The following is a 25,651-nucleotide window of genomic DNA, read 5'->3' as shown; positions in this document are numbered from 1 at the left end:
CCCCTCCTCTTTTTTCATTGTTCGCCGAAAAGCGGCGCGGCGTCAATATGTCTACCCGACATGCGCGCACAAAAGGGAACTTGCGCCCCTGCCTCGACCCCCGCGCCTACCGGTCGAACCAGAAAAGATCCGGCCGATACATCCCGAAAAAGCCGCCCGGATCCCAGTTATAGATGCCTTCTTTCGGCACGTTGCGAAGGTCCTTGGAGACGACAATCGGCTGCAGAATGGCGCCGACGACCCCGATGGTGAACTGCTGTTCAACATGCGTTTCCAGCATCTCCCGCCAGATCGCGGCTTTTTCATCGTCATCCGTCGTTCTCAGCCACTGCTGATAGAGATCAAAGAGATGCTGCGCTTCCGGCATGTCGATGGGTTCGCCGGATTTGCCTTTGGTTTCGTAATATTGTCCCCATTTCGGCCACTGATACCCGATCTGGCTGGTCGGCGCGCGGCTTGCCGGGCTCGACTGCGCGGTTGGGATTCCGTCTTCAAAGCCGCCCCAGACCGACATCACTGCCTCGCCGGAGAAGATGCGGTTGCGAAACACCTCGCGCTGCAGCGGTTTGGTGAAAAGCTCGACGCCGATTTCCGCCCAGCTGTCCCGGATCAGCTCGAGAATATCCGACTGTTCCGTCTCCTCGCCCGCCGTCTCGACGACGATCATCAGCGGCGCCCCGCTCGGCATGAGACGTACGCCCGCGCTGTTGCGGCGCGTCAGCCCTATTTCATCGAGCAGCGCGTTGGCCGCGTCGATATCGTATGTCGCCCATCTTGTGCGCAGCTCCTCCGAATAGAAGGGGCTTTGCTTTTGCACGGTGTTGTTGCCCTCGACCGCGAGGCCGAAGAAGAGGATATCATTGATCTCCTCCCGGTTGATGGCGAGCGAGAGGGCGCGGCGGAAGCGCACGTCGCGCATCAGCTTGCGCCACTCGGGATTTTCCGCATTGAGGTTGGGATAAAGCGTGAAATGGGAGCCGCGCGCCGTCTCCCAAAGATAGACGTTGTAGCCTGAGCGGTCCTCATTTTCCTTCAGGAAGGTCGCATCCTGCAGGCGAAGGCCGCGCGCCTGCAGATCGACATCGCCCGATGCTGCCTTGGCCGGGATCAGCTTGCTTTCCGAAACGGTATAGATCAGCCGATCGATATAGGGCAGCTGATTGCCTTCCGGATCGGCGCGGTGGAAATAGGGGTTTCGCTCGCCAACGAAGCGCGTGGCCGGCGAGAGGGTCACATTTCGCCAGGGCTGCAGCGTCGGCAGATCCGGATTGTCGAAGCGATACATATTGTCGAGCCGGTAATGCTGCGTCGCCCAGGAGCGCATCATGATCTTCTCACGCGCGGTCATTTTGGACGTATCCATATAGTCTTCATGATGCGCGCTGAGATAATGCGCCGGGCGGTAGATCAGGAGCGGCGCGGCGCCCGCAAGAGCGGGAAGGAAATTGGGATTTGGTGCGGACCAGGAATAAACCACCGTATATTTGTCCGGAAATTCCACCGTCGGCATCTCGTCATTGACGAGGAGCGACGCGGGCGGCCCGGTCGGCGAAAGTTTGTGGTTATTCGCAATATCCTCCCACCAGTAGCGGAAGTCTTCCGAGGTGAATGGATGGCCGTCCGACCATTTATGCCCCTCGCGCAGCTTCATGGTGAAAATTCGACCCTCTTCCACCTCGACCGCTTCAAGGATGTCCGGAACGATTTCGAGCTGCGCGTTATACCCAACGAGCCGGGCATAGCCGTTGACGAACATCAGCTTCACATCAGACGGGTTGCCGATCAGCATCCGGAGATCGCCGCCATACCGCCCGAGGCTCTGCCCGTCTCCGAGCGGCGTAATCAGCGGTGTTTGGGGTAGGCGCTCGAGCATCGGCGGCAGGTCACCCTCGGCGACACGAGCCTCAAGATAGGGTACTTCGGCGTGCGCCGGAGCAGCTGCCGCAACCGCCGCTGTCAACGCGAAAAATGCCGCACGGAACAGACGATGCGCCCTCATGGCTGAAGCTCCCGCATATCCGCCTCTTCCTGAACCCGGACGTAATGCCCGCCGCCGACGTCCATCATCACCGGATTGCTGTGCGCATCCACCGTGAAGGGAGCGGGCCAGAGTTCGGGGTTGGAGGCCTTCTCCTCGACCAGATTGGCAAAATCGAGACGGTTGTCGGGATTGGGCTCCGGCACCGCCGCAAGCAGCCGCTTGGTATAGGGATGGATCGGGTTGTTGAACAGCAGCGCTTTCGGCGCGGTCTCGACCAGCCGGCCCTTGCACATCACGGCAATACGATCCGCGATATAATCGACCACCGCGAGATTGTGCGAGATGAAGAGATAGGTGAGACCAAGCTCCGCCTGAAGATCCTTCAAAAGATTGAGGATCTGCGCCTGGATCGACACATCGAGCGCGGAGACCGGCTCATCGCAGATCAGCAAGTCCGGCTTCAGCGCAAGAGCCCGGGCAATGCCGATGCGCTGACGCTGCCCGCCCGAGAAGGAATGCGGATAGCGGCGCAGAAAGCGGATATCGAGGCCGACCAGCGTCATCAGCTCTCGCACCGTTTCCTCCCGCTCCGTCGGCGTGCCAACGTTATGAATATTCAGCGGCTCGGAGATGATATCGAAAACGGTCATGCGCGGATTGAGCGACGAGAAGGGGTCTTGGAAGATAAACTGCACCTTCTTGCGATAATCGAACAGCGCCGGCCCTTTGAGCGCGAGCACGTCGATGTCCCGGCCGCGATCGTTATAGATGACCTCGCCGCTGGTCGCGCTCAGCGCGCGCAGGATCATCTTGGAAAGCGTTGTCTTGCCGCAGCCGCTTTCACCGACGAGGCCAAGGCACTCCCCCGGCCGGATAAAGAAATTGACATTGTCCACCGCAAGCACTTCGCCGCCCGGCTTGCCGCCAAAGATCGACGTCTTGCGCGTCGTGAATTTCTTGGTGAGGTGGCGCACCTCCAGAATGGGTTTTTCATCCGTCCCGCCCCCGATCGGCCGCGGATCGGCCTGTTCGAGAAACTTGCTGTCCGCTTCCCGGCGAATCTCGCGGATCGGCGTGAGACGCTCGCCGGGCTCCATGTTGAAGCGCGGGATCGCATTCATCAGCGCCTTGAGATAGGGATGCTTCGGGTCACGGAAAATATCGTCGAGCGTCCCCTGCTCCATCACCTTGCCGTGATACATGACGACAATTTCATCGGCCATGCTGGCGACAACGCCAAGGTCATGGGTGATCAGCAGGATCGCCATCCCGAGCTGCTTTTGCAGATTCTGCATGAGATCGAGGATCTGCGCCTGGATCGTCACATCAAGCGCGGTCGTCGGCTCGTCAGCAATCAGCAGCGCAGGCTTGCAGATCATCGCCATTGCAATCATGGCGCGCTGACGGAGGCCGCCGGAGAGTTCGAACGGATAGGTATGGAACGCGGCTTCAGGGTCGGGAAAGCTGACCAGCCGCAGCATATCGACCGTGAGCCGGATGCCTTCCTCGCGCGTTTTCTTGTGATGCAGATGCAACGCCTCGGAGATCTGGTCGCCGATCGTGTGGAGCGGTGAGAGCGAGGTCATCGGCTCCTGGAAAATGATCGAGATACGGCCGCCGCGGATATGCCGCATCTCGCGGCTGTCGGGCTTCAGCTTGGCAATATCATAAAAGACGCCGGATTTGTTCGGCTCGAAAAACAGGATTTCACCGTTCGTGATATGCGCGGCTTTCGGCAGGATCGACATGATCGCCTGGCTGATCACGGACTTGCCCGATCCGGATTCGCCCACCAGCGCCACCGTCTTGCCATCGGGCACCCGAAAACTCACGCCGTCTACTGCTTTCACAACTCCTTCCGCGACCCGGAACTCAATCTTGAGATCCCTTACCAGAAGAACGTTGGCCATCAGGCGAGGCTCCCCTCACCGAGGCCGTCGCCGACTTGCGGCGCCGATGGAATGATGCCAAGAACGGCGAGGTTGGCGAGGGTAACGGAATTGACCTCGACCCCCTTCTTCTCGGCCATGCGGAAGGCGAGGCGCAGCAGCACGTCAAAATCATTGATCGCTGAATCGATGCTCATCTTTACACCTCCGCCTTTCAGCCTCAGGGTCATCCACCCCGAGTTTCTCCGTCGCTGCGTCGAATAATATTTGAGAGAAAACCCGTCGAGATCCTCCCAGTTGATGCGCCGGCTGATCGGTCCGATCATGTCAATACCGTCCTCCGTCACTTCAAAGCGGGTAATCTGCTTCAAATACGTGTAAATGCCGTAGCCGACAAACAGTATGAGCATGACTACCAGTATATAAACAATGGCAGATATCGGATTTAACAACAAGAGCGGAACGACGGTCATCACGATGCCGACAAGGGTGCGGGCGTAGTTCCCGATGAGGCCAAGCGCAGAGTAGTTAAAAACATGCGTCATTCGTCTGTCTCCGTATCGCTTCCGGCATAGAGAAAGTCCGGCAGCTCGTCAATCATGGCGAGCGATCCGCGTACCGTGAGAAACCGCACCGCCGGATGCTGGTTGAGGACGGCGAGAAGCCCGAAGAGCAACGCCCAGATCGTCTCGTCATGCACCAGATGGTGCGTGAGAATGCCCGTTGGCTCAAGCGGATCGGCGCGCCCCTCACGCCGCGCGCGGAGATGATCGGTAAGCTGTTTGATCAACAAATTTTGATCGACCGCGGAACGCGTCCCGCGCCAGTCGATCAGATCGGCGTGGGTGTTGAGCGCGGCGAGATTAAGTGCGGCGAGCGATGCATTTCTCGCCTTGTAGCGGGAAATACCGATGAAGCCGAGCTTTGGCAGAAGCTCCAGATGGGCGTCGGCCATCCGGTTCCAGGGGGGCACCATAATGGGGGCGAACTGGCCGCCGAAGGCGCGATGCAGCAGCTCTTTTCCGGCGCGAAGCTCCTCGGCAATCTCACCCGCCGGGCGCGATGCCGGAAATTCCGATTTCTTCTCGCCCGAGGGCGCGTAATTCTGATGCGCGAAACCGTGCTGGAGAAGCGTGCAGTCGGGATCGAGCGCGGTCGCAACATCCGGATCGAGCCGCGCCGGCACGGCGGCAAGCGCAAGCGGAATATCGAAATGCGCCCTGAGATCAAGCAGCCGGTCAAGCGCCGTCGTATGCTCGGCGAGGTCATCGTCCCGCCACCAGAAGGTCGCGACCCTGCCCGCCTCCTGCCAGCGGTCGAGTTCTTCGTTAAGCAGCGTCCACTCAGCCATTGCGCGCTTCCGCCCAGCGCCGCAACAGCGCGACGGTTCCGGCCGCGCCGTTGACATTGATCTCGGCGCGGGCCGGCGGTCCGTTCAATGCCTGATCTACTTTGGCGGCCAGAATCTCCGGCGTGAGGCCGTCTTCATCGGCGATGGTCAGCACCCCCTTTTCAGCGAGCAGCCGGGCGCGCAGCGTCTGCTCTGTCTCGAGCCCGCCGGCATAGGGGACGATCACCGCGCGGCATTTCGCATGCAGCACCTCCATCACCGTATTATAGCCGCCCTGGCTGATGGAGAGCGCGCAGTTCATCAGAAGGCTGGTGAAATCGGCGCGGGCCCGCTCGACGATCACCCCCTCGGGCGCCAGCGATTTCAGCTCGTCAAAAATCTCCGCCTCCACCGTGACGCCGACCATCATCCGCCATGTGAGGTCTTTTGCCGCCGAAAACGCACGCGCCGCCATAGCGGCCTTCAAAAGATTTGTCCCCACCGCGCCGCCGCCGCTCGAGACAATCACCTCGCCTGCGCCGGGCGCATCCGGGCCGCCGCGGACGCCGGTGTGATCGACGACATAGCCGGTATAGAAAATCCTGTCCCGGATGCGATCGGTAAGCGGAAAAGTTTTCCCCAGCGAAATCAGCTCCGGATCGCCATGCACCATGACGTAATCAAAATAGCGCTCGACCAGCTCGAGCATTTCCTCATTGCGGCCGGGCTTGCTCTGGGCGACCAGAATATCGCGCACGGAGGAGACAATCAGCGGGCGGGGCGTATCGGCGATTGCGGCGTCCAGCAGCGGCAGGAGCTCAAAGCGCATCTGGCGGCGGCCGAACGGAAAAAGCTCGGTGATCAGGATATCGGGCATCGTCTCGCGGTAGATATCGAGCAGCGTCTCGGCCCGGCGCTGCCGCCATTCATCGTCAATCTGCCGCCCCTCCTCATCGACGAGGACTTTGAAGTAAAGATCGGTCGCCCGCGTTGCGGGAAGCTGGATCAGCCGCGCCCCGCCGAGATCGACATCAATCTCATGCCCGCCCGAGACCACCGTCACATCGAAGCCGTCGCGCATCATGTTGCGGGCAAGCGTCGCGGTGCGCTTCAGATGCCCGATGCCGAGCAGATGCTGCACATAGAAGAGGATTTTGACCGGCTGCTGCTTTTCCATCACGCGTCTTTCATTGCAATATTGATGCGGAGCGGACGGAGGGCGCCCTCTTCCGTCACCTCGAAGAGATGGCCCGTCGCCCAGTCGAAGCGGACCGGCGCCTTCGCCGTCATATCCCAGTCATAGGCGAGCGATTTGAGCGCCCGGATCACGCCTTTATGGGTGATGGCGACGGTATCGCGGCGGAGCGATTTCAGAAAGGGGGTGAGGCGTACGACCACATCGGCCGGGCTTTCCCCGCCGGGCGGCGTCATATAGATGCCGCGCGCCTCGTTATATCTGAACTCATCGCCATATTTCTCGCGAAGCTCCTCAAAGGTCTGGCCTTCCCACTCCCCCCAGTGCATTTCGGCAACGGCAGGCTCAATCCGGATGTTGCGCCCGCCGAGCAGTTCCGCCGTCTCGCGGGCCCGCTTGAGCGGGCTGCTGATCCAGTCAAATGTCGCGAACTCATCGGGCAGACGTTTTGCCGCAAGCTCCGCGCGCCCGAGATCACTGAGCGGGATGTCGATGCGTCCCTGAATTCGCCTCGCAAGGTTCCATTCCGTCTTGCCATGACGGATGACCAGCAGTTTCACCATTAAAAAAGCCTCTCAATACACAGTCTCAAGCGATCCGCAGCCGCGCTGATATTGCGCTCCTCCCGCACAAAGGCGCGCGCCGTTGCCCCCATCTCGGCGCGCCGGGCGGCATCCCCCATCAGGCTGTCGATTGCGGCGGCGAAAGCGGCAAAATCGCCGGGCGGTGTCAGGATGCCCGTCCGGCCATTCTGCACCACATCGGGAACGCCGCGCAAATCCCCGGCGACAACGGGCAGGCCGCATGCCGCGGCCTCGAGAAAGGCCATACCATAGGCCTCCCCATGCGCCGGCCAGACATAGAGATCGGCGGCGCGGTACCAGGCGGGAAGCGCCCCGGGCGCCATGGCGCCAAGATAAACCGCGCGCGTGCCCAAGGGGCTAAGCGCCACCTCGACATCGGCGCGCCGCTCCCCGTCGCCGATCACCAGAAGCTGCCAGTCGTCGCGGCCGAGACGAGCGAGGCTTTGCCCGAGTTCGCGGTAGCTTTCAAGCTTGTCACCGCCCCGCATCATCGCGACGGCAAGCAGGTTATGGACGCCCGCCCTACCCCCGCCCCGAAGAATTTCCGCATTGATATCAACAGTTTCTGCGGAACCTAGAAACCCTTCCACATCGATGAAGGGCGGCAGATACTGCAGCCGCTCCTCCTCTGCGACCACAGCGCGAAGGCAGGCGCTGTCATGCCGTGTCATGGGAAAAACGATACCGGCCGCGTGGATGGCCTGCATCGCCGCGTCATAACCCGCTTTCCACGGGCCGCTTGCGCGTTTCGGCGCATGGCTCGCCTCGGCGACAATATAGGGGATATTGAGGGCCTCCGTGACGCGGGGTCCGATCCAGTCGGGCGCCTTGTGATAGAGATGATAGGTGAACCACGCGTCCGGCGCGGCGGCTCGATCCTTTTGCCATTTCTCTATGAGCGCCGCCGCCTGCCGCGCCCCTTCATCGCGAATTTCCGCCTGCCGCGCCGGGTCGCCGCTGCCGTCATAGCTTCTAAGTTCGGAGGCAAGCGCGACGTCAAATCCGGCGCGCTGAAGCGCCGCAAAAAGCAGGCGGCCCATGCGCCGATCGCCCGAGGGGACGGGGTGATCCGGGGATTTCATCGGCGCATAGAAGGCAAGCTTCATGATCCGCCGGTCCCGTCGCGCCGCGGCCGTGCCTCATCCCCCGCGCCAAGCCGCTCCGCCAGCTTGCCGACCCATTTCCGGACATCGAAAAGATCGCGAAGCCGCGCCTCTCCCGCGGCCGCGAAGCGATCCCGCGCCGCCGGATCCCGGGCGAGAGCCTCAATCGCCGCGGCCAGCGCCCGAGGGTTTTGCGGCGGGACAAGAAGACCCGTCTCCCCCTGCCGGATCAGCTCCGGGATTGCCGAAACATCGGTCGCGATCACCGCGAGCTTCTGGCTCTGCGCCTCCATCAGCACATTCGGCAGCCCGTCGCGGTCGCCATCCTCGGCGATCCGGCTCGCGAGAACGAAGATGTCCGCCGCCTGCAGCGCCGCCAGCACTTCATGTTGCGGCAGCGCGCCGCGCCAGATGATTTTTTCAGCGATACCGAGCGCTGCCGCCTCTGCTTTCAGCTCTTTCAGAAGCGGCCCGCCACCGATATGGGTAAACTGCCAGGCGAGATCGGCAGGGAGCGCGGCGAGCGCGGCGAGCAGATCGTCATAGCCCTTCTTGGCAACCGCCCGACCGACGGAGAGAATTTCCACGGGCGCTTCGGGATCGCCCCCATCGCGGATATGCCGGCGCGCGCCAAATTCCGGGAACCGCGCAAGATCAAGCCCGTGATACATGAGCGAGACTTTGCCGGGCTCCGCCGCGAGGCCTTTCAGATAGTCCGCGTTCACCGAGGTACAGGTGACCAGCCAGTCGAGATCGTTGAGTTTCTCGCGAAGCTCCCATTCCGGGGACGTCCATATATCCTTGGCGTGGGCGGAGCAGGCCCAGCGGTGATCGGTGATATGGGCGGCGTAGCGCGCAACCGAGGCGGGCGTGTGCAGGAAATGCGCATAGATCATATTGGGCGCCGCAGGCATTTCCGCCGCCAGCACGAGCGCCTGCCCGAAGCGGCGCACCCGGTTCGGCGTAAGGTCGCGCCAGAGATCCTTCAGCCAGATCGCGCGCGCCTCGCGATAGCCGGCGGCGCGCCGGACACGCCACCAGGATTTGAGGACGCGAAGCGGCTCCTGATAAAGATATTCCGGAAGATAAGTGACCGGCGCCGCGATCTCGTCATGGATCGGATGGGTGGTCTTGTCAGTCGGATGGCGCAGCGAGACGAGATGCAAACGCAGGCCCGATGCCTCCAACGCGTGAAGTTCCTGTGCAATGAACGTCTCTGACAAACGCGGATATCCTTTCAGCACGACGACGATGAGCGGAAGTTCAGGGTTCAGGTTGGGCATGACGGTCCGGTTTCGGCATTGACGTTTCGCATTGTTAAGGGCAGAGGCGCGAAATAGCAACCGGCAATGCGGAGCCGCCAGCAGCAGCGGCGCGCGCATTTCCTCCTTGCAGCCGGGGCGGGATTCATGAAAGACTACCGGCGCGGAGGGGCCCGTCATTCCGGGGCCGAAGGGGGCGGACAGTCGCGTTCATGGAACACAGCATTTACAAGTATATTCTGCGCTACAGTGCAAAACAGCAGGTTATACTCACCCTGCTGTCCGTCCTGTCCTTCCCGGCGCTTTACTACTATCTCGAACTGCCGAAACTGATCATCAACCAGGCGATCGAAGGCGAGGGAATTTCGTTCCCCGTTTCCTATGCCGGCATCGAATTTGATCAGATGGAATTTCTGTATCTGACGGTTGGCATCTTTCTGTTTATGGTCATCGTCAACCAGGTTTTCAAATATGTGATCAATGTCTATCAGGGCATCACCGGGGAGCGGATGTTGCGCCGCCTGCGCTTCGATCTTTACTGCCGCATTCTCCGCTTTCCCCTGCCGACATTCCGCAAGAAAAGCCCCGGCGAAATCATCCCCATGATTACCGGTGAGGTGGAGCCGCTCGGCGGGTTTATCGGCGAAGCCTTCGCCGTGCCGATTTTCCAGGGCGGCTATCTGCTCGTCATCATCGCCTTTCTTGTCATCCAGAACTGGATGATGGCGGTGGCCGCGATTGCGCTTTACCCGCTTCAGGCCTATTTCATCCCGAAGCTGCAGAAGAAGGTCAACCTGCTCGGCAAGGAGCGTGTGCGTCTCGTGCGCATTCTCTCCGATCAGCTTGGCGAGACCGTGAGCGGTGTCGAGGAAGTGCGAGCGCATGATGGCTCCAACTACATGCGGGCGACATTCTCGAACCAGCTCGGCAAGATCTATGACGTTCGCTACCGTATCTATCTGCTTAAATTCATTATTAAATTTCTGAATAATTTCATTCAGCAGCTTGGCCCCTTCTTCTTCTACGCCATCGGCGGCACGATGGTCATCAACGGAACGCTTGAGATCGGTACGCTGGTCGCGGCGATCGGCGCGCATAAGGAAATGGCCGCCCCGTGGAAAGAGCTTCTCGCCTATTATCAGCGCCGCGAGGACGCGCGCATCAAATATGAACAGGTGGTCGAGCAGTTCGAGCCCGCCGGAATGCGCGATGAGGAGAACCAGCTTGTCGAGCCCGACGAGATCCCGCGTCTCACCGGGGAGCTGATCGCCAGCAATATCGAGCTTTCCGACGATACCGGCAACCGGATCCTCGACGGCCTGAGCGCCCGCGTGAAGCTCAATCAGCGGACCGCAATTATCGGCCCCGCCGGTTCCGGGCGCGAGGCCCTGACGCATGTCCTGTCCCGCCTGATCGATCCCGACCGCGGGCGTCTTGCGGTGGGTGACCTCAATCTCGTGACCGCGCCCGAAGCCATCGTCGGCCGGCGCATCGCCTATGTTGGCCAGCATGGCTATGTTTTTAACACGACGCTTGGCGAAAACCTGTTTTTTGGCCTGAAACATCGCCCACTGCATGAAATTGACTATCAGGATGAGGCCGCGGCCATGCGGCGGAGATATATCAAGGATGCGGAGCTGAGCGGCAACTCTCCTGACGACATCCATGCCGACTGGCACGATTACGAGCTTGCCGGCGTCCGCAATCAGGAGGAGCTTCGCGAGCGGGCGCTCCATGTTCTTGAAATGGTCGATCTCAGCGAGGATGTTTACCGTTTCGGTCTTCGCAGCACCATCGATCCGGACAAGGCGCCGGAGACGGCCGAGCTCGTGCTTGCCGCGCGCCGCCTGTTCTTCAGCAAGGTGGAGGCCGATCCGAGCCTCAAGAACATGATCGAGGCGTTCGATCAAAATACCTATAACGCCAACGCGACGGTGGCTGAAAACCTGCTCTTTGGCACCCCCGTCGGCGATGCCTTCGATCTCGACCGGATGGCGGAGAACCCCTATGTCCGGCGCATAATCGAAGAGGCGGGGCTGACAGAGACCTTCCTCAGAATGGGCTATCAGGTCGCAACGCTGATGATCGAACTGTTCGCCGGGCTGCCGCCGGATCACGAGTTTTTCCAGCTTTACAGCTTTATCTCGTCCGAAGAGCTGCCGGAATATCAGGCGCTCGTCGGGCGCATCGATGCGGAGCGTCTCGACAGCTTGCGTGAAGAGGACCGGCTCCGCCTGATGTCGCTTCCCTTCAAGGTTATCCCGTCCCGCCATCGTCTTGGCGTTCTGACCGACGAAATCGAGGAGAAGATCATTGCGGCGCGCCATCGCTTTGCCGAGGAGCTGCCGCCGCATCTAAAGGACAGCATTGCCTTCTTCGACCCTGAGGCCTACAACCCCGCCACCACCATTCAGGACAATATCCTGTTCGGAAAGATCTCGTTCGGCTATGCACAGGCCTCGGAAAAGATCGGCGCGGTCCTCTCGCAGGTCGTTGAGGAAATGTCGCTGCGCGGAACCATTATCCAGGTCGGGCTGAACTTCCAGGTCGGTTCTGCCGGCGGGCGGCTGAGCGCCAGCCAGCGCCAGAAGCTTTGCATTGCCCGCGCGATCATGAAGCATCCCGATGTCCTTGTCCTCAATCAGGCTACCGCCTCGCTCGATCTGGGAACGCAGGCCCGGCTGATGCGGAATATCCTCGCGGAGTTCGAAAATCGCGCGGTTATCTGGTCGCTCGATCACGCCGAGAAAACCCTCGATTTCGACTGCGTGATGGTCCTCAAAAGCGGACGCGTTGCTGAACAGGGAGACCCGGCAAGCCTTAAGGAGACGAGCGCCCTATATAAAGAGATGTTAGCGGCCTCCTGAGGCTGAAGAAGGAGAAAATGCGTGAGTCTGAAAGAAGAAGTTGAAATCCTCCGGCAAATACCGCTGTTTGCTAAAATTGATCCCTCGCGGATCAAGCTGCTGGCATTCACTTCCGAGCGACTGACATTCCAGCCCGACGATGTCGTGTGCAAGCAGGGCGACAATGGCGACGCAGCATATTTCATCATGGCCGGCGAGGCGGAAGTCATCGTTGAGACACCGTCCGGACCGCTGACCGTGGCGACGCTTGGCAAAAATGACGTCGTCGGCGAGATTGCCATCCTGATCGATATTCCGCGGACGGCGACCATTCGCGCGAAAACCGAGCTGACAACGCTCAAAATCACCAAGGAAGTGTTCTTCCGCATGGTGACGGAGTTTCCCGAAATGGCGGTGGAGCTGATGCGCGTCCTCGCCGAGCGGCTTGTGCGTACGACGGACGATCTGCAAAAAGCGCAGGAGCGGATCCGGAACGGCGCACATTGACGGATGACCGACAGGCGCGAGCGTGTTCAGTTGCGTATGAGTGAGGTTTTGGCATGAAAAGCGACTGGTTATCCGCCCTCGCCGTCTATCGCGATCCGCGAATTCTCGGGATTGCGCTGCTCGGCTTTTCATCCGGTGTGCCGCTGCTGCTGACCGGCAGCATCCTGCAGGCATGGCTGACGCAGGAAAAGATCGACCTCACCTCCATCGGCCTCTTCACCCTTGTCGGGCTCCCCTATACGCTCAAATTTCTCTGGGCGCCGGTTATTGACAATCTGCGCCTGCCAGTGCTGTCACGCCTGTTTGGCCGGCGACGGAGCTGGCTGCTGCTGCTTCAGGCCATTCTGATGGCGGCCACGCTGCTGCTCGGTTTCGCCAATCCGTCCGAAAATCTGCTTTATGTCACTGTGATGGCGATCGCGGTCGCCTTTACCTCCGCCTCCTACGACATCATCGTTGATGCCTTCCGGATTGAGCTTTGCAACGAGAAGAATATGGCGGCCGGCGCAGCCACCTTCGTTTACGGCTATCGCATCGCCATGTGGCTGACGGGCTTTTCGAGCTTCGTCATCGCCGATCATTTCGGCTGGACGATCGCCTATATGGTCATGGCGGGCTTTATCCTTGTGGGAATGGTGACCGTTCTGCTGACGGCGGAGCCGGGAAGCGTGAAAGCCGCCTCCGCTGATGGCGACCCGTTGGCGGATACCGACTATCTCGGATGGCTTAAACATGCCGTGATCGACCCCTTCGCCGATTTCATGAAGCGGCCGGACTGGCTGGTCATCCTGCTGTTCACCATTCTCTATAAATTCGGCGACAGCCTCGCGGGCGCCATGGCGAGCCCGTTTTATCTGCAAACCGGCTTCACCCTTACCGAAATTGCGGAGATTGTGAAAACACTCGGGACCGTCGCGACCTTTGGCGGGCTTTTTCTGGGCGGCTGGCTGCTCGCCGCGACGAGCATGTATCGCGCGCTCTGGGTGTGCGGGATTTTGCAGATGGCATCCAACCTCATGTTTGCCGCTCTCGCCGCCATCGGTCCCGATATCTCCTTCCTCGCCCTCACGATCGGGCTCGAGAATGTGTCGGGCGGGATGGGGACGGCCGTTTTTGTCGCCTATCTTTCCAGCCTTTGCAATGTCGCCTACACGGCGACGCAATATGCGCTTCTCTCCTCGCTGATGGCGGTCGCGCGCACCGTTCTGGTCTCGCCTGCGGGATGGCTCGTCGAGCGGCTCGGCTGGATGGAGTTTTTTATCCTGACCACGATTGCCGCCTTGCCGGGCCTCATGCTGCTCTGGTATCTCTCGAAACAACAACCGATCGAACAAACGAGCGAAACCTCATAACGGGGAGGAATGTTATGAATATTGCACGGTTGCTTGCGCGAACGGCGGCGACCTACCCGGCGCTCCCCGCCCTCGCGTATGGCAAAAAAATCGTTGCGAACTACCGGGAGTTTGCGGATCAGGCGGCGGGTCTTGCAGGGGCGCTCCGCGGCAGGCTCGGCCTCAATCCCGGCGATCGCGTCGCACTGATTATGAAGAACCATCCGGAATACTGGATCGCGCTCTTCGCCGTCTGGCGGGCCGGGCTGGTTGCGGTGCCGGTGAACGCCAAGCTGCATCTTAACGAGTTTCGCTATATTCTCGAGAATTGCGGCAGCCGCCTCGTCTTTGCAACGGCGGAACTCGCGGCCGAGCTCGCGTCCCTCGCAAAGGAGCTTCCAACGCTCGAAACAATCCTTTCCGTTGAGGACGCTGCCTACCAGGCGCTAAAACAGGAGCCGGCGCTTCCGTTGCAGGATGTCGACGGCGATGATCTCGCGTGGCTCTTCTACACCTCCGGCACGACCGGAAAGCCGAAAGGGGCGATGCTGAGCCACCGCAACCTGCTCGCGGCAACCCTGAGCTATTTTGCCGATGTCACGTCGCATGATCCGGGCGATTGCATTATCCACGCCGCGCCGCAGACACACGGATCGGGCCTTTACGGCCTTCCCCTCATCGCCAAGGGAGGGATACAGGTAACGCCCGAAAGCGGCGGCTTTGATCCGGCGGAAACCCTGGGTCTTATCGCCCATTATCCAAATTCCTGCTTTTTCTTTGCCCCCACGATGGTGCATCGCCTTATCTCGAGCCCGGCTTTCGATGGTGCGGATACGCGCAACCTTAAAGTCATCGTCTATGGCGGCGGGCCGATGTATGAAGCCGACATCCGCCGTGCGATTGCGGCGCTCGGGCCGCGCTTTGTGCAGATTTACGGTCAGGGCGAAAGCCCGATGACCATTACCGGCCTCACCATGGCAATGATCCGCGATGAACAGCATCCGCGGCGGAGCGAAATCCTCGCCTCTGTCGGTGTCGAGCGGACCGATGTCGAGGTGCGCGTCGTTGATGCCAACGATAATCCTGTCCCCGTCGGCGAGGTCGGCGAGGTCGTGGTGCGCGGCGATGTTGTCATGAAAGGCTACTGGCAGAATGCGGAGGCAACCGAGGAGACGCTCCGTGGCGGCTGGCTGCACACCGGCGATATGGGCTGCTTCGATGAAGAGGGTTTCCTCACGCTCAAAGACCGCTCGAAAGACATGATTATTTCGGGGGGCACGAATATCTATCCGCGGGAGATCGAGGAGGCACTGCTCACCCATCCGGGCGTTGCCGAAATCTCCGTTGTCGGCCGCTATCACCCGGACTGGGGCGAGGAGGTCGTCGCCTTCGTCGTCCCGCGCGAGGGTGCGGCGCTCACACCGGAGACGCTCGACCGGCACTGCACGGAACAGATCGCCCGCTTCAAACGGCCGAAGGAATATATCTTCATCGACGAGCTGCCGAAGAATAACTATGGCAAGGTTTTGAAAACCGAACTTCGCGAGCGCCTGAAACGCTGAGACCGGCGCTCAGCGTCCGCTTTTCAGCCGGTCGATCGCCGCGACCGCAGTGGCAAGCCCGCCGACCCCCCAAAGCCCGTCCGTATAGAGAGCAAACGGCCCCGATCCTGACCAGGCGATAAGCGATCGGCTCTGCTCGGGCATCCATTTTATCTTGTCGTCCTGATAGGGATTGGCGGCGAGGGAGCGGCTGAGACGTAGACGAATATCGCCGCGATCATTTTGATAGCGCCGGATTCGGTAGTCCGAAAGCCGCTCGGCCGTATGATCCGTCTGGTGGACACGAAACAGCCCCTTTCGGAGCAGGACGATGCGCTGATCGGTAATGAAATAGGCTGTCTGGCGCGCCCGCCAGCCATATCGAAGCGGGCTCGACACCAGCCAGACGGCGCCGAAGATGACCGCCGCTTCCGGCAGGCGAAGCGGACCCGCCGTTTCCGCCTCCCACCAGATCAGCAGCAGGATAATGCTTAAAAGCGCCCCGATCGGAAAGAACCAGAAATTAAAGAAGGCTGAGCGGAGAATGCCGGGCCGCCCCGTCCAGAGAAGCACCTCGTCCGGCCAGCGCACCTCGGCGTCAAACCAGCGCTTAAGATAGTCGGGGCTTGCGCGCAGCGCCTCTACCGTCATCCCGGCACCGGGCGAGCGGCGTGCCATGCGCACGGGCTCAACTCGCCGTTTCCATCGGGACCTTCGGCTCGAGATAGATTTCCTCAAGCGCGGCGAGACCTTCCTGCAGCGCGGCGCTTTTTTCCGGGCCAAGCCGCGCCATCAGCTTGGCTTCCTCGGCCTGCATCATCGGCACCAGCTTCTCATAAACTTTGCGGCCCTGCGGCAGCAGCGAAATCCGTTCCACCCGCCGGTCGCGCTCATCCACTTCCCGTTTCACCCAGCGCCGCTTCTCCAGCATCTGTATGGCGCGGCTGACCTTTGTCTTGTGCATGGTGGAATAGTAGGAAATATCCGTCGCAGTCATTTCCTGCCCCTGCCCGAGCAGCACAAACGCCCGCCATTCGGCGCGCGAGAGATCATATTCGGCCTTGTACGTCTGGGTGGCGCGCTCGCTGAGCGCTTCCGTCAGACGGATCAGCCGATAGGGTAGAAATTGTTCCAATATCAGATTCATGAGCAATTCCCGCCGGTGACATCACGATAGTTACAAATGTTACCATATGAGAGAGGTAATTCAATCCGCATCATCCGCCCCTTCTCATAGTTGTGATCACCGCAGCGAGGGTGAGGACGGCCTCTCAGACGTCTCCGGGGGGATTGTGTCGCGCCTTCCGCCGGCGGATCTGCCCGGTGACAAGCTTGAAAACAACATAGACGACGCCCCCCGCCAGAATGGCGCCGAGTATCTTATGCTGAACCCCCGCCATCTGGCCGAGAAACCGCTCCGCCGCCTCACCGAACAGATATCCGATCAGGGTGAAGCTGCTCGCCCAGACAAGTGCGGCAATGAAGTTGAACAGCAGGTATTTCGACGCCGGAACATTGGAAAGGCCAAGCGCAACCGGCGCAATATTGCGAACGCCATAGACAAACCGAAACGACAGAATGAACTTGATCGGATGTCGTTCAACCATCCCGAGGACGCGCGCAAACGACTGATAGCTGCGTATTTTCCGAACAATTTTAAAGTCGCTGTGGTGCCGGCCGAGGTAGAACCAGAGCTGATCCCCGGCAAAGGTCCCAAGAAATGCGCAAAGACAGAGAAGATACGGGTTGAAATACCCCTGATGCGCGAGGAAAGCGCCGACGATGACGACCGTCTCCCCTTCGAAAAAGGTCAGAACAATCACTGCCAACAAACCATAATTAGCCAGAATTGTTTCGAATGTCGGCATTTGTCTGTTCTTTCGCTTTCTGGTGGCGCGCAATTTCTTGTAAAGGCTGGAAAACGGCCTGTCAACGCGCGCGCCGGCGCGGCGATATAACAAATTTGTCATATCCGCTTTACAAAGAATACCGCACTGATAGGCCGCGGAAAAATGCGCAAATTCACACCGATCCCGCAACTTTGGCGGGCAGGCAAATCCCCCGTTATCCCTCTTCCGCGATTACCGCCCGCCACAGCCCTGTCAGGCCGCCTACGCCCGGGATCTGCTGCATCGGCTGTTCGATAAATCCGCGTGTGAGATCGTCGTCTTTTTCCGTTTCGGCTGCTTTGCGCATCAGTTTTTCTGAAACGACGATGTTCGCGCCCTCCGCCGCAGGGGCACGCTCCATTCGGCTGACGCGCCCGACAACAGGGCCGGAGAGGCTGACATCGGGGGCCTCCAACGTCCCGCCCGCGGTGACGTGCGCCGGTCCGAAATCGGCGCAGACGCAGAACTCGACCGCATCCGCCGGCAGCCCCTGCCGCCGTACCCAATCGCTGAGCGCCGCGGCAAGCTCCCGCGCCGCGCGAAGGCAGTTTTCCGCATCCTGCGGGCTCGCGTCGGGAAGACCGAAAACGCCCATCACGTCTTCATCGGCAAATTGCTCCAGATAACCTGAATTGCGCACGATCGTCTTTTCAATGAGCTGGTAGACAGAATAAAGAAGCTGCGCCGAGCGCGTCGGCCCGAAACGCTTCGCGGCGAGACGGAAGACGCGCATCCGGATAAAGAGCGCCGCAACCGATGTTTCCTCGGGCAGAAGCAAATCGATCGCGGCTTCCGATGTCCGAGGCGGGGCGCTCTCGCGCCGGAGAGAAGACTCCATGACAGGGATAAGCGACGCGGGTTTCCGGCTCTTCGGCGCCGCCGCCGTGTCATCGCGGCGGATTTTCTCGGGCGCGGCGGGAGCAACAACGGACGGCGCATCAGGTGCGGCTTCCTGTTCCTCCGCCAGCTTCAACGGCGGCGCTTCGCCAAGCCGGGGCGATGCCGGCAACGGGGTGATATAGTCATGCCGATGGCTGCCATGGGCGTGATCCCGCTCGGTTGGCACCGCCGGCTCATGCTCTCTTTCCGGCCCGCTTTCCGCATCGGCCGTCTCCGCATCAAGCCCCTCCGGATGAAGCGGCACGAACGGCTCACTCCGCTCCTCGTCATCGGGAAGGGGGGATAACGGCGGGATAGCGGGCGCGGCGGCCGTCTCAATGACCGGTTCGATATGTGGCTCCGCTTTCTCGCGCACCGATGGAGGCGGCAGATCCACCGAGAGAGCCGGCGCACGCGGCGGAACATGTCCGAGAACCGGCTCTTCATGCGCCTCAGTAAAAACAAGCGGTTCGTCTTCGGGGCGCGGCTCATCGGCGGGCGTCACGGCCGGCGCGCCGGCGGGCGATGCAGCAACCCGATCAAACGTCCAGGGTGCGCCATATTCCTCATCCAGCGCCTCATCCGCATCCCGGATCGCCTGCTCCCGTCTCGCCGAGAGACGCTTCGTTATAACCAGCACGGCGGCTGAAATCAGTACGGCGAGCAGCGGAAACGCCAGTCCGAGCCAGAGGTCAAAGACGACAAAGGCCTGGATATTGGCGATGAGCAGCAGCCCGGTCGCGATCAGCGAGACAATGACCACGGTGACGATCCGTTTCGCCGCCGCGAGCAGGGCGAAGAACAGTCCGATCAGGGCGAGCAGCAGGATATCGAGCACGATTACCTGCTGCGAGCGGATAAGCGGGTTGCGCTGCTTCAGATTGTCGATGACGTTGGCGAGAAATTCAGCTTCCGAGAGCGCCGGATCAAAGGGCGTCGCGAAAGCGCCGTTGCGCGCCGAGGGGGCAAAGCCGACAATCACCAGCTTGTCCGCGAAGCTTCCCCCCGCGCCAAGATCGGCAAAGCGTGTCTGCTTGTAGCTTCCGCCCGGCCCGTGATAATTGACCGCAAGCCGCATCTTGCTGTCCGTCGGCAGATATTTTCCGTCAAGCTGCAACCCTTCGCCGAGGGTCACCTCGACATCGCCGACCGTCAGCCCCGTCACCTTCAGAAACGCCTGCATCGCAAGCGAGGGATAGAATGCGCCGCCATAGCCGACGACCGGATAGGCATATTGGCGCGAGAAGGTCGGCTGGCGCGCGTAGGTCATGTGCCCGGGCGAGCCGGCAGCGAGGATGGCCGTCTCCGGCGCCTGGTAGCCGCCGGCCTCAACCGGGCGGCGGACCTTTGACGAACTCCGGCTTTTGAGAACGCTATAGGCGGAGTGCTGGACCGAGGGTGGCAGCGCGGGCCGCGTCGCGGTCGCAGGCGCGAGCGAGAAAACGTAAGGGACGATGACATTCGCATCCGAGAGGGCGCGGGTGAGCGCTTTCAACTCCGCATCGCCCGCCGGCTTGCCGCCATTTCCGGGCGCGCTTTGTTTCAAAAGGCGCGGATCCAGCACAACCGCCGCTGCGCCAAGTTTTCCAAGCGTTGCAATTCCATCGCGAAGCCGCGCCGGGGAAAGCGTGCCGCTCTCTGTATCAAGGTCGCTCTGCTCAATCAGAACGAGTTCAATATCCGGGTCGGTCGCGATGGGGCCGCGCAGCGCGAACCGGGCGTCGAGAAGCTGGCCTTCGACGAACTGGATGCCGGGCTTGTCGCGCAAATTCACGAACGCCACGATTAACGCCGCACAAATTCCCAGAACGATCATCGCCTGGCTCATTCTGGTGATCGGAGAAGGAAGGCTTTTCGTCATTCTGTGCTGCACAAACCCTTGGGCGAGATGGTTCTTAAGGCGTGAAAAATGTCCGGATGATATTGCCGCCTAGCCTAATCAGCATCTGCTTATTTTACTACTGTTTTTTCCGCGCGCGGGCCGCCTTGCCGTTTGCGCGAAGGCTTTACCGCCGCGGTTAAATTTGGAATACTGCGAAAGGCGGCGGATAACAAGCAACAACGCTCGCGCGCTCGGGAGGGCAGACAATGACATCAGAAAATTATGTCCGCTTGCGGCAGATCTGCCTCGCGGCCCATGATATCGGTGAGGCCGAGCGGACGCTCAGCGCTATTCTCGGGCTCGACGTCTGTCATCGCTCTGCGCTGCCGGAGTTCGGGCTTGAGAATATTCTCTTTGCGATCAACGGCGGCTTTCTCGAGGTGGTTGTCCCAACCCGGCCGGATACGGCGGTCGGCCGGTTCCTTGACCGGAGTGCCGGGCGCGGCGGCTATATGGCCATTTTTGACAGCGCAAATGTCGCGCGGCACAAGGCGCGCGCGGCGGAAATGGGCGTCCCGCCGGTTCATGAGCGCTATGACGATCGGGCCGACATGCTGCAGTTAAGCCCCAAGGCGACCGGGGCCACCATGCTGGAGTTTGACCACCATCATGGCGGCGACGATTTGATGGGCGCCTACCACTGGGCGGGCGATGACTGGCAGCGGCATGTCAAAACGGACGTCACGGGCGAGATCGTCGGGATTGAGATCGCAGGGCCAACCGCGCGCGAGCGCGCGACGCTGTGGGCGCATATCTGCGACCGCCCCCTCACCGGGGATGACGATTGGAGCACCATCGCGCTCGATTACGGCCGCGTGCGGTTTGTCGACGCGCGCAGCGAGCAACAGGATCTCTTTACCGCCATCGATATTACCGCGCGCGATCCCGAGGCTATGTGCGCGCGCGCCGAGACGGCGGGCGCGGCCCGAACAGTGCGGGGCTTTATCTGCTACGGCGTTGAATTCCGCCCGGTGCGCGCAGGCTGATTTCCGGAGCGTGTCGCCTTGCGCCTGCCCTTTAGCGACGGTCAATATCCGGAGGGCGGCCCATAGACGGCGGTGATGGTTTCCTTCCAGTCGGCGTCGGACCAGAAATCCACGGGCCGGGTCGCTTTGATTCCGCGCGCCGCGAGATCGCCGCAGAAGATATCGATGATCGTATCCGGCGTCAGATCGCGGCTGTGATCATCATAGGCCTGCGCCTCCGCTTCATCGCGAAAGCAATAGGCTTTCCAGAGAACGGAGAGGCGGACTTTTGCGAATTCAAGCTCGGCAACGATCCTGCCCGCGTCCTCGACCTGCCAGTGCTGATCGGCGGCAAGGATCAGCCGGGCGTGATGGCCGAGATGCTCATAGAGATCATGCTCTTCCTCCGGCCCGTGCGCGCCGACACGATGGAACATATATTCATTATCGGCCAGCAGGCAGCAGTTGCTGAACGGCGGCCGCTCCGTCTTTGACGGCGCATCGAAGCCATCGGGCCAGTATTCGAACTCGCCGCCCTCGCCATCGAAAAACCACGTGATCGCGGAGGCAACCGGAACGGCCCAGTCATGGAACAGTCCCGAATAGCCCATGGGCGCGAGCATCCAGCTCGGCACCTCGCGGTTCTGGGCGCCGCGAAAAAATGGCAGGTCCTGATGCGGCGGCAGGCCCGCCGCCGGCAGGTTGAGATTGGTCATCATCGCGACGGGACGAATGATCTCGGCGTTAAACGACTGCTTCGCGGCATCTATGAAACGGGGATTGTTGAAAAAGGGGGCGGCCCCGTCAAAGACGACCTTGCCGCCGAGCGCCCAGAAATTGCGAAACCAGCCACCCGAGGTCTCACCCGTGTTGCGATGCACGGCGGCGAGTGTCTTGTAGGGGCTGCCCTTGCGGATCAGATCGACCACGGCCTCAGAATTGTCAAAGGCCGGATCGAGACGGATCGGCGCGGCAAGCGGATGTCTTGGCCGGACGACGGACGCGCGTTGCATGGGGCCTCCCTGTCTTTTCTCCCGATCTTCAGACTATGCCAGAAAGTCGCGCCGCCGACAACGGAACGCGCCGCTATTCCGCCGGCGCAAGCGCTCCGGGCAGGTCCCGCCGGATGCGGCCGGGCAGCAGCAGTGCGGCCAGTGAGATGAACACCGCAGCCAGCGCCACGACGGTCATCACGCCGGAGAACCCGCCGCCCGCCTCAAGGATGGTGCGCGCCACCATAAGTGACATGGCGCCAATAACCAGATTGAGCAGCAGCTTCGCGGCCATCACCTTGGCGCGCCAGACGTCCGGCACGTAATGTGAGATAACCGTGTCGGTGATCGGGATCTGGCCGAAGATAAAACTCATGGCCAGCAGGCTGACGAAGAAGAGCGCATAATCCGTCTGCACCGCCATGATGCCGATCAGGATCGGCTGCGCGACGGCAAGGCAGAGCAGGACCGGCTTGATGCGGAAAGTGTCAATCAAACGACCGACCAGTAGCTGCGCGAAGGCCGCAATGGCATAAACGAGGGCCGCGAGGACGCCGGTTGTTGCAACATCGGTGCTAAGGGCGGGGAGACTGACCTCGAACATCCGCGGGACAATGAACGTCATGGTTCCAAAGACGAAGCCCCCCGCCGAGGTAACCAGCATCACGGCGGCAAGCGCCCGTTTCCAGCCGGGGCGAAAGCCGACAGTTTCCTTCTTTCCGGTCGTGTACACCGGCACTTTCATCCCGCCGCGCTTTGCAAAGAAGTAAAAGCTGACGCCTGTCAGCACCGCGATAGCGCCCGGAATGATAAAGGCGAGCTCCCAGCTGTAGCTTGCCAGGATGAAGCCGGTGATCAGCGGCGCGGCCGCCACACCCATATTGCCCCAGACGCCGTTGACGCCGATGCGCCAGCCGACGCGCCCACCGCCCTGCGCAACCATGGCGATGCCGACGGGATGATAGATGGAGGCGAAAAGACCGATCGCCGCGAGCCCGATTGCAATTTCAATCGGAGAGGAGGCGAAACCTGTGAGGATTGCCGAGATGCCCATGCCGACGAAAAAGATCGTCATCATCGTCGTCCGGCCCCATTTATCGGCGAGAAAGGCGGCAAGCGGCGCGCCCGCGCCAAAGAGAACAAGGGAGGGAATGCCGTATGGGATCATCTCCGCATAGGCGCCGTCCTCGGCGAGGCCGAACGCAAGGCCGGCGCTGAACGCGGCCTTGGCAAAGATCAGCATAAACAGGTGGTCCAGAAAATGACCGAAGTTGAGATAGATAAATCGAACTTTTTCCTGGGTCACGGAAGTATCCTCGCCAATCCGCTTATTGTTATCTGATCAAGGCTACCATGAAGATTATTAAAGCGATAATAGATTTGCTGACGCGGTGATTAATTTTTCATCAACAAGATTCCCGTTGCAAATCCGCCCTATGCGCTTAAGATGCCGGTTACTCATCGGGGTGCCTGAAGGGCTGAGAGGCGAGATTGCCGACCCGTAGAACCTGATCCGGTTAGAACCGGCGGAGGGAATTGAGGACGGGTCATTTCAGAAAATGTTTTCCGCACCTTCCTTCCGACCATCAAAGGAGGAAAGGATGCTCGAAGACGCTGATTTCGCACTGCTCCGCCGCATCGCCGTCCAACGGCCCGCCGTACACTGCCTGACCAATACCGTTGTGCAGGCGCTGACCGCCAATATGCTCCTGGCGGTCGAGGCCATCCCGTCCATGTCCGCCGATCCGGAAGAGGTGGCGAGTTTTACCGCCGGCGCGGGCGCCCTGCTCGTCAATCTCGGCACGCTCGATCCGATACGCAAAAATGCCATTGAAATTGCGATTGATGAAGCAAACCGGCGACAGATCCCCTGGGTTCTCGACCCCGTGCTTGTCGATCGCGCGCCGAAGCGTCGTGACTATGCGATGCGGCTGCTGGCGCTGAAGCCTGCGCTTATTCGCGGCAACGGCGCCGAAATCCGCGCCCTCTCGGATAATCCTGAGATCCTGGCCGCAAAAACCGGCGCTGTCGTCGCCGAGACCGGCGCGACCGATTTCATTACCGACGGGGCTCTCTCGCGGGCGCTTGGCGGCGGGGACCCGATGATGGGCCGCGTCACCGGCATCGGATGCGCCGGCACCGCCCTACTTGCCGCCGCGCTCGCCGCCTCGCCGGGTGACCGCCCGCACGATGTCGTGGTGAGCGGTCTGCGTCTTTTTGGGAAAGCCGGGGAAGAGGCGGCCGCGCGGAGCGAGGGCCCGGCGAGCTTCGCCGTCAACCTTCTCGATAAACTTTATCAATTCAGTCAAACCAGCCTTCAGGAAAGGAAGGAGATATGACCCGAAACTCCGTCTCACGCCGCAAATTTCTTGCCGCGGGCGCGCTCAGTGCGGCGGCAACCGGTTTTGCACGGCCCGCCATCGCCAGCAACAGGCTTGAATGGAAGATGGTCACCTCATGGCCGAAAGGCGCGCCCGGCGTCGGCGTCACGGCGCAGCGGCTTGCCGACCGGATCACAAAGATGAGCGACGGCAGGCTGACCGTCAAGCTTTACGCCGCCAATGAAATCGTGCCCGCGCTCGAGGTTTTCGATGCGGTCGGGCGCGGAACGGCGGAGCTTGCGCATACGGCCTCCTTTTTCTGGCAGGGCAAGGTCAAGGCAAGTGTCTTTTTCACGACGATGCCGTTCGGTCTTGCGCCCAGTGAGCATGCCGCATGGATCTACCAGGGCGGCGGACAGGAGCTTTGGGACCGGCTCTATGCGCCTTTCAACATCAAGCCCTTTATGGCGGGCAACTCCGGCAGCCAGATGGGCGGCTGGTTCAAGCGCGAGATAAAGTCGCTTTCCGACATGCGCGGCGTCAAAATCCGGAGCGCCGGGCTCGGCGGCGATCTTTTTGAGCGCCTTGGCGCCACCAGCGTGCTGCTGGCCCCCGGAGACATTTATCCCGGCCTGCAAAGCGGGCTGGTCGATGCGGTTGAATATCTCGGGCCATGGAGCGATCGCGCTTTCGGGTTTTTCAAAGTTGCGCCTTATTACTACTGGCCGTCCTTCAACAAGCCGAACGGCACCGCGGAATGTCTCGTCAACCGGAGCGCTTTCGATGCGCTCAGCGACGATCTGAAAGCGGTCATTGTCAATGCCTGTGCGGCGGAGGATGCCTTCGGCCTTTCCGAAGCGGACTGGGAGAATGCCCGCGCCCTTCGCGAGCTTGCGAAGGATGACAAGATCTTTATCCGTCCCTTCCCCGATGATCTGCTGGAAAAAGCGGCCGAGCTCGCGCCGGATCTCGTGCGGGGCGCCGGCAGCGGCGATGCCCTCGCCGAGGAAATACTTGCGTCCTACGAGCAGGCCCTCGCCCTCTCCAAAGGCTGGTCGAAGGTCGGCAGGCAGGCTTTCTTTAGCGCGCGGAGCGGATAATTTCGGATCACCATGATGGTCATTATGGTTAGGAAAAGGTGACTTCGCCAGACC

Annotated in this window: 21 protein-coding genes and 1 riboswitch; of the genes, 7 read left to right on the top strand and 14 right to left on the bottom strand. The window is 60.9% G+C overall.

The annotated features are described in order from the left end of the window. Positions 1-106 precede the first annotated feature (106 nt). Genes V7Z56_RS13965 through V7Z56_RS13930 form a run of 8 tightly spaced genes read right to left on the bottom strand, consistent with a single transcriptional unit; the run spans position 107 to position 9,365 of the window. On the bottom strand, positions 107-1,999 hold the full coding sequence (locus V7Z56_RS13965) for an ABC transporter substrate-binding protein (protein ID WP_334130124.1): 1,893 nt from the start codon (positions 1,997-1,999) through the stop codon (positions 107-109). Continuing rightward, on the bottom strand, positions 1,996-3,891 hold the full coding sequence (locus tag V7Z56_RS13960) for an ABC transporter ATP-binding protein (protein ID WP_334130123.1): 1,896 nt from the start codon (positions 3,889-3,891) through the stop codon (positions 1,996-1,998). The genes V7Z56_RS13965 and V7Z56_RS13960 overlap by 4 nt, the downstream gene beginning before the upstream one ends. After that, the gene (locus V7Z56_RS13955) at positions 3,891-4,415 is read right to left on the bottom strand and encodes a hypothetical protein (protein WP_334130122.1); all 525 of its coding nucleotides are present in this window, start codon (positions 4,413-4,415) and stop codon (positions 3,891-3,893) included. Before V7Z56_RS13955 ends, V7Z56_RS13960 begins: the two co-directional genes overlap by 1 nt. After that, the gene (locus tag V7Z56_RS13950) at positions 4,412-5,221 is read right to left on the bottom strand and encodes a polysaccharide deacetylase family protein (protein ID WP_334130121.1); all 810 of its coding nucleotides are present in this window, start codon (positions 5,219-5,221) and stop codon (positions 4,412-4,414) included. Before V7Z56_RS13950 ends, V7Z56_RS13955 begins: the two co-directional genes overlap by 4 nt. Further along, positions 5,214-6,377, bottom strand: a complete 1,164-nt coding sequence (locus V7Z56_RS13945; protein ID WP_334130120.1) for a glycosyltransferase family protein — start codon at positions 6,375-6,377, stop codon at positions 5,214-5,216. Before V7Z56_RS13945 ends, V7Z56_RS13950 begins: the two co-directional genes overlap by 8 nt. Next, entirely contained in the window at positions 6,377-6,958 is a 582-nt protein-coding gene (locus tag V7Z56_RS13940) for a histidine phosphatase family protein (protein ID WP_334130119.1), read from the bottom strand. Before V7Z56_RS13940 ends, V7Z56_RS13945 begins: the two co-directional genes overlap by 1 nt. After that, complete coding sequence (locus V7Z56_RS13935) at positions 6,958-8,085, bottom strand: glycosyltransferase family 4 protein (RefSeq protein WP_334130118.1); 1,128 nt, start codon at positions 8,083-8,085, stop codon at positions 6,958-6,960. Before V7Z56_RS13935 ends, V7Z56_RS13940 begins: the two co-directional genes overlap by 1 nt. After that, complete coding sequence (locus V7Z56_RS13930; RefSeq protein WP_334130117.1) at positions 8,082-9,365, bottom strand: glycosyltransferase; 1,284 nt, start codon at positions 9,363-9,365, stop codon at positions 8,082-8,084. The genes V7Z56_RS13935 and V7Z56_RS13930 overlap by 4 nt, the downstream gene beginning before the upstream one ends. Before the next feature lie 191 nt (positions 9,366-9,556). Here V7Z56_RS13930 and V7Z56_RS13925 point away from each other — a divergent pair, with 191 nt between their 5' ends. Genes V7Z56_RS13925 through V7Z56_RS13910 form a run of 4 tightly spaced genes read left to right on the top strand, consistent with a single transcriptional unit; the run spans position 9,557 to position 15,590 of the window. Beyond that, positions 9,557-12,211, top strand: a complete 2,655-nt coding sequence (locus tag V7Z56_RS13925; protein ID WP_334130116.1) for an ABC transporter transmembrane domain-containing protein — start codon at positions 9,557-9,559, stop codon at positions 12,209-12,211. 21 nt (positions 12,212-12,232) lie between these two features. Further along, complete coding sequence (locus V7Z56_RS13920; RefSeq protein WP_334130115.1) at positions 12,233-12,697, top strand: cyclic nucleotide-binding domain-containing protein; 465 nt, start codon at positions 12,233-12,235, stop codon at positions 12,695-12,697. Between the two features lie 53 nt (positions 12,698-12,750). Then, positions 12,751-14,049 carry an AmpG family muropeptide MFS transporter gene (locus V7Z56_RS13915; protein WP_334130114.1) on the top strand — a complete coding sequence of 433 codons (1,299 nt, stop codon included), beginning with the start codon at positions 12,751-12,753 and terminating at the stop codon, positions 14,047-14,049. 14 nt (positions 14,050-14,063) lie between these two features. Beyond that, positions 14,064-15,590 carry an AMP-binding protein gene (locus tag V7Z56_RS13910; RefSeq protein ID WP_334130113.1) on the top strand — a complete coding sequence of 509 codons (1,527 nt, stop codon included), beginning with the start codon at positions 14,064-14,066 and terminating at the stop codon, positions 15,588-15,590. 9 nt (positions 15,591-15,599) lie between these two features. On the opposite strand, the gene V7Z56_RS13905 is transcribed toward V7Z56_RS13910, so the two are convergent. The 4 genes from V7Z56_RS13905 to V7Z56_RS13890 all read right to left on the bottom strand — a co-directional run bounded on the left by V7Z56_RS13905 (position 15,600) and on the right by V7Z56_RS13890 (position 20,198). Beyond that, positions 15,600-16,247 (bottom strand): hypothetical protein, encoded by a 648-nt coding sequence (locus tag V7Z56_RS13905; RefSeq protein ID WP_334130112.1) that lies wholly within the window; start codon positions 16,245-16,247, stop codon positions 15,600-15,602. Between the two features lie 10 nt (positions 16,248-16,257). Next, positions 16,258-16,716, bottom strand: a complete 459-nt coding sequence (locus tag V7Z56_RS13900; RefSeq protein WP_334130111.1) for a MarR family winged helix-turn-helix transcriptional regulator — start codon at positions 16,714-16,716, stop codon at positions 16,258-16,260. Between the two features lie 124 nt (positions 16,717-16,840). Next, positions 16,841-17,392 carry a DedA family protein gene (locus tag V7Z56_RS13895; RefSeq protein ID WP_334130145.1) on the bottom strand — a complete coding sequence of 184 codons (552 nt, stop codon included), beginning with the start codon at positions 17,390-17,392 and terminating at the stop codon, positions 16,841-16,843. Positions 17,393-17,633: 241 nt separating this feature from the next. Continuing rightward, positions 17,634-20,198 carry a CHASE2 domain-containing protein gene (locus V7Z56_RS13890; RefSeq protein ID WP_334130110.1) on the bottom strand — a complete coding sequence of 855 codons (2,565 nt, stop codon included), beginning with the start codon at positions 20,196-20,198 and terminating at the stop codon, positions 17,634-17,636. 227 nt (positions 20,199-20,425) lie between these two features. Between V7Z56_RS13890 and V7Z56_RS13885 the strand changes: the two genes are divergently transcribed. Then, positions 20,426-21,205 carry a VOC family protein gene (locus V7Z56_RS13885; protein ID WP_334130109.1) on the top strand — a complete coding sequence of 260 codons (780 nt, stop codon included), beginning with the start codon at positions 20,426-20,428 and terminating at the stop codon, positions 21,203-21,205. A gap of 41 nt (positions 21,206-21,246) precedes the next feature. On the opposite strand, the gene V7Z56_RS13880 is transcribed toward V7Z56_RS13885, so the two are convergent. Further along, positions 21,247-22,197, bottom strand: coding sequence for a hypothetical protein (locus V7Z56_RS13880; protein ID WP_334130108.1), 951 nt, complete (start codon positions 22,195-22,197; stop codon positions 21,247-21,249). A gap of 73 nt (positions 22,198-22,270) precedes the next feature. Continuing rightward, positions 22,271-23,482, bottom strand: coding sequence for an MFS transporter (locus V7Z56_RS13875; RefSeq protein WP_334130107.1), 1,212 nt, complete (start codon positions 23,480-23,482; stop codon positions 22,271-22,273). Between the two features lie 146 nt (positions 23,483-23,628). After that, positions 23,629-23,729, top strand: a riboswitch (TPP riboswitch). A 48-nt stretch (positions 23,730-23,777) separates the two neighbouring features. Here V7Z56_RS13875 and V7Z56_RS13870 point away from each other — a divergent pair. Beyond that, on the top strand, positions 23,778-24,515 hold the full coding sequence (locus V7Z56_RS13870) for a hydroxyethylthiazole kinase (protein WP_334130106.1): 738 nt from the start codon (positions 23,778-23,780) through the stop codon (positions 24,513-24,515). Next, entirely contained in the window at positions 24,512-25,597 is a 1,086-nt protein-coding gene (locus tag V7Z56_RS13865; protein ID WP_334130105.1) for a TRAP transporter substrate-binding protein, read from the top strand. Before V7Z56_RS13870 ends, V7Z56_RS13865 begins: the two co-directional genes overlap by 4 nt. The last annotated feature ends 54 nt before the right edge of the window (positions 25,598-25,651 follow it).

It is taken from the genome of Sneathiella sp., from assembly GCF_036844445.1.
In the GTDB taxonomy this organism is placed as follows: Bacteria; Pseudomonadota; Alphaproteobacteria; order Sneathiellales; family Sneathiellaceae; genus Sneathiella.
The sequence above is the reverse complement of the archived record's forward strand: the minus strand, read 5'-3'. Positions and strand labels throughout refer to the sequence as shown.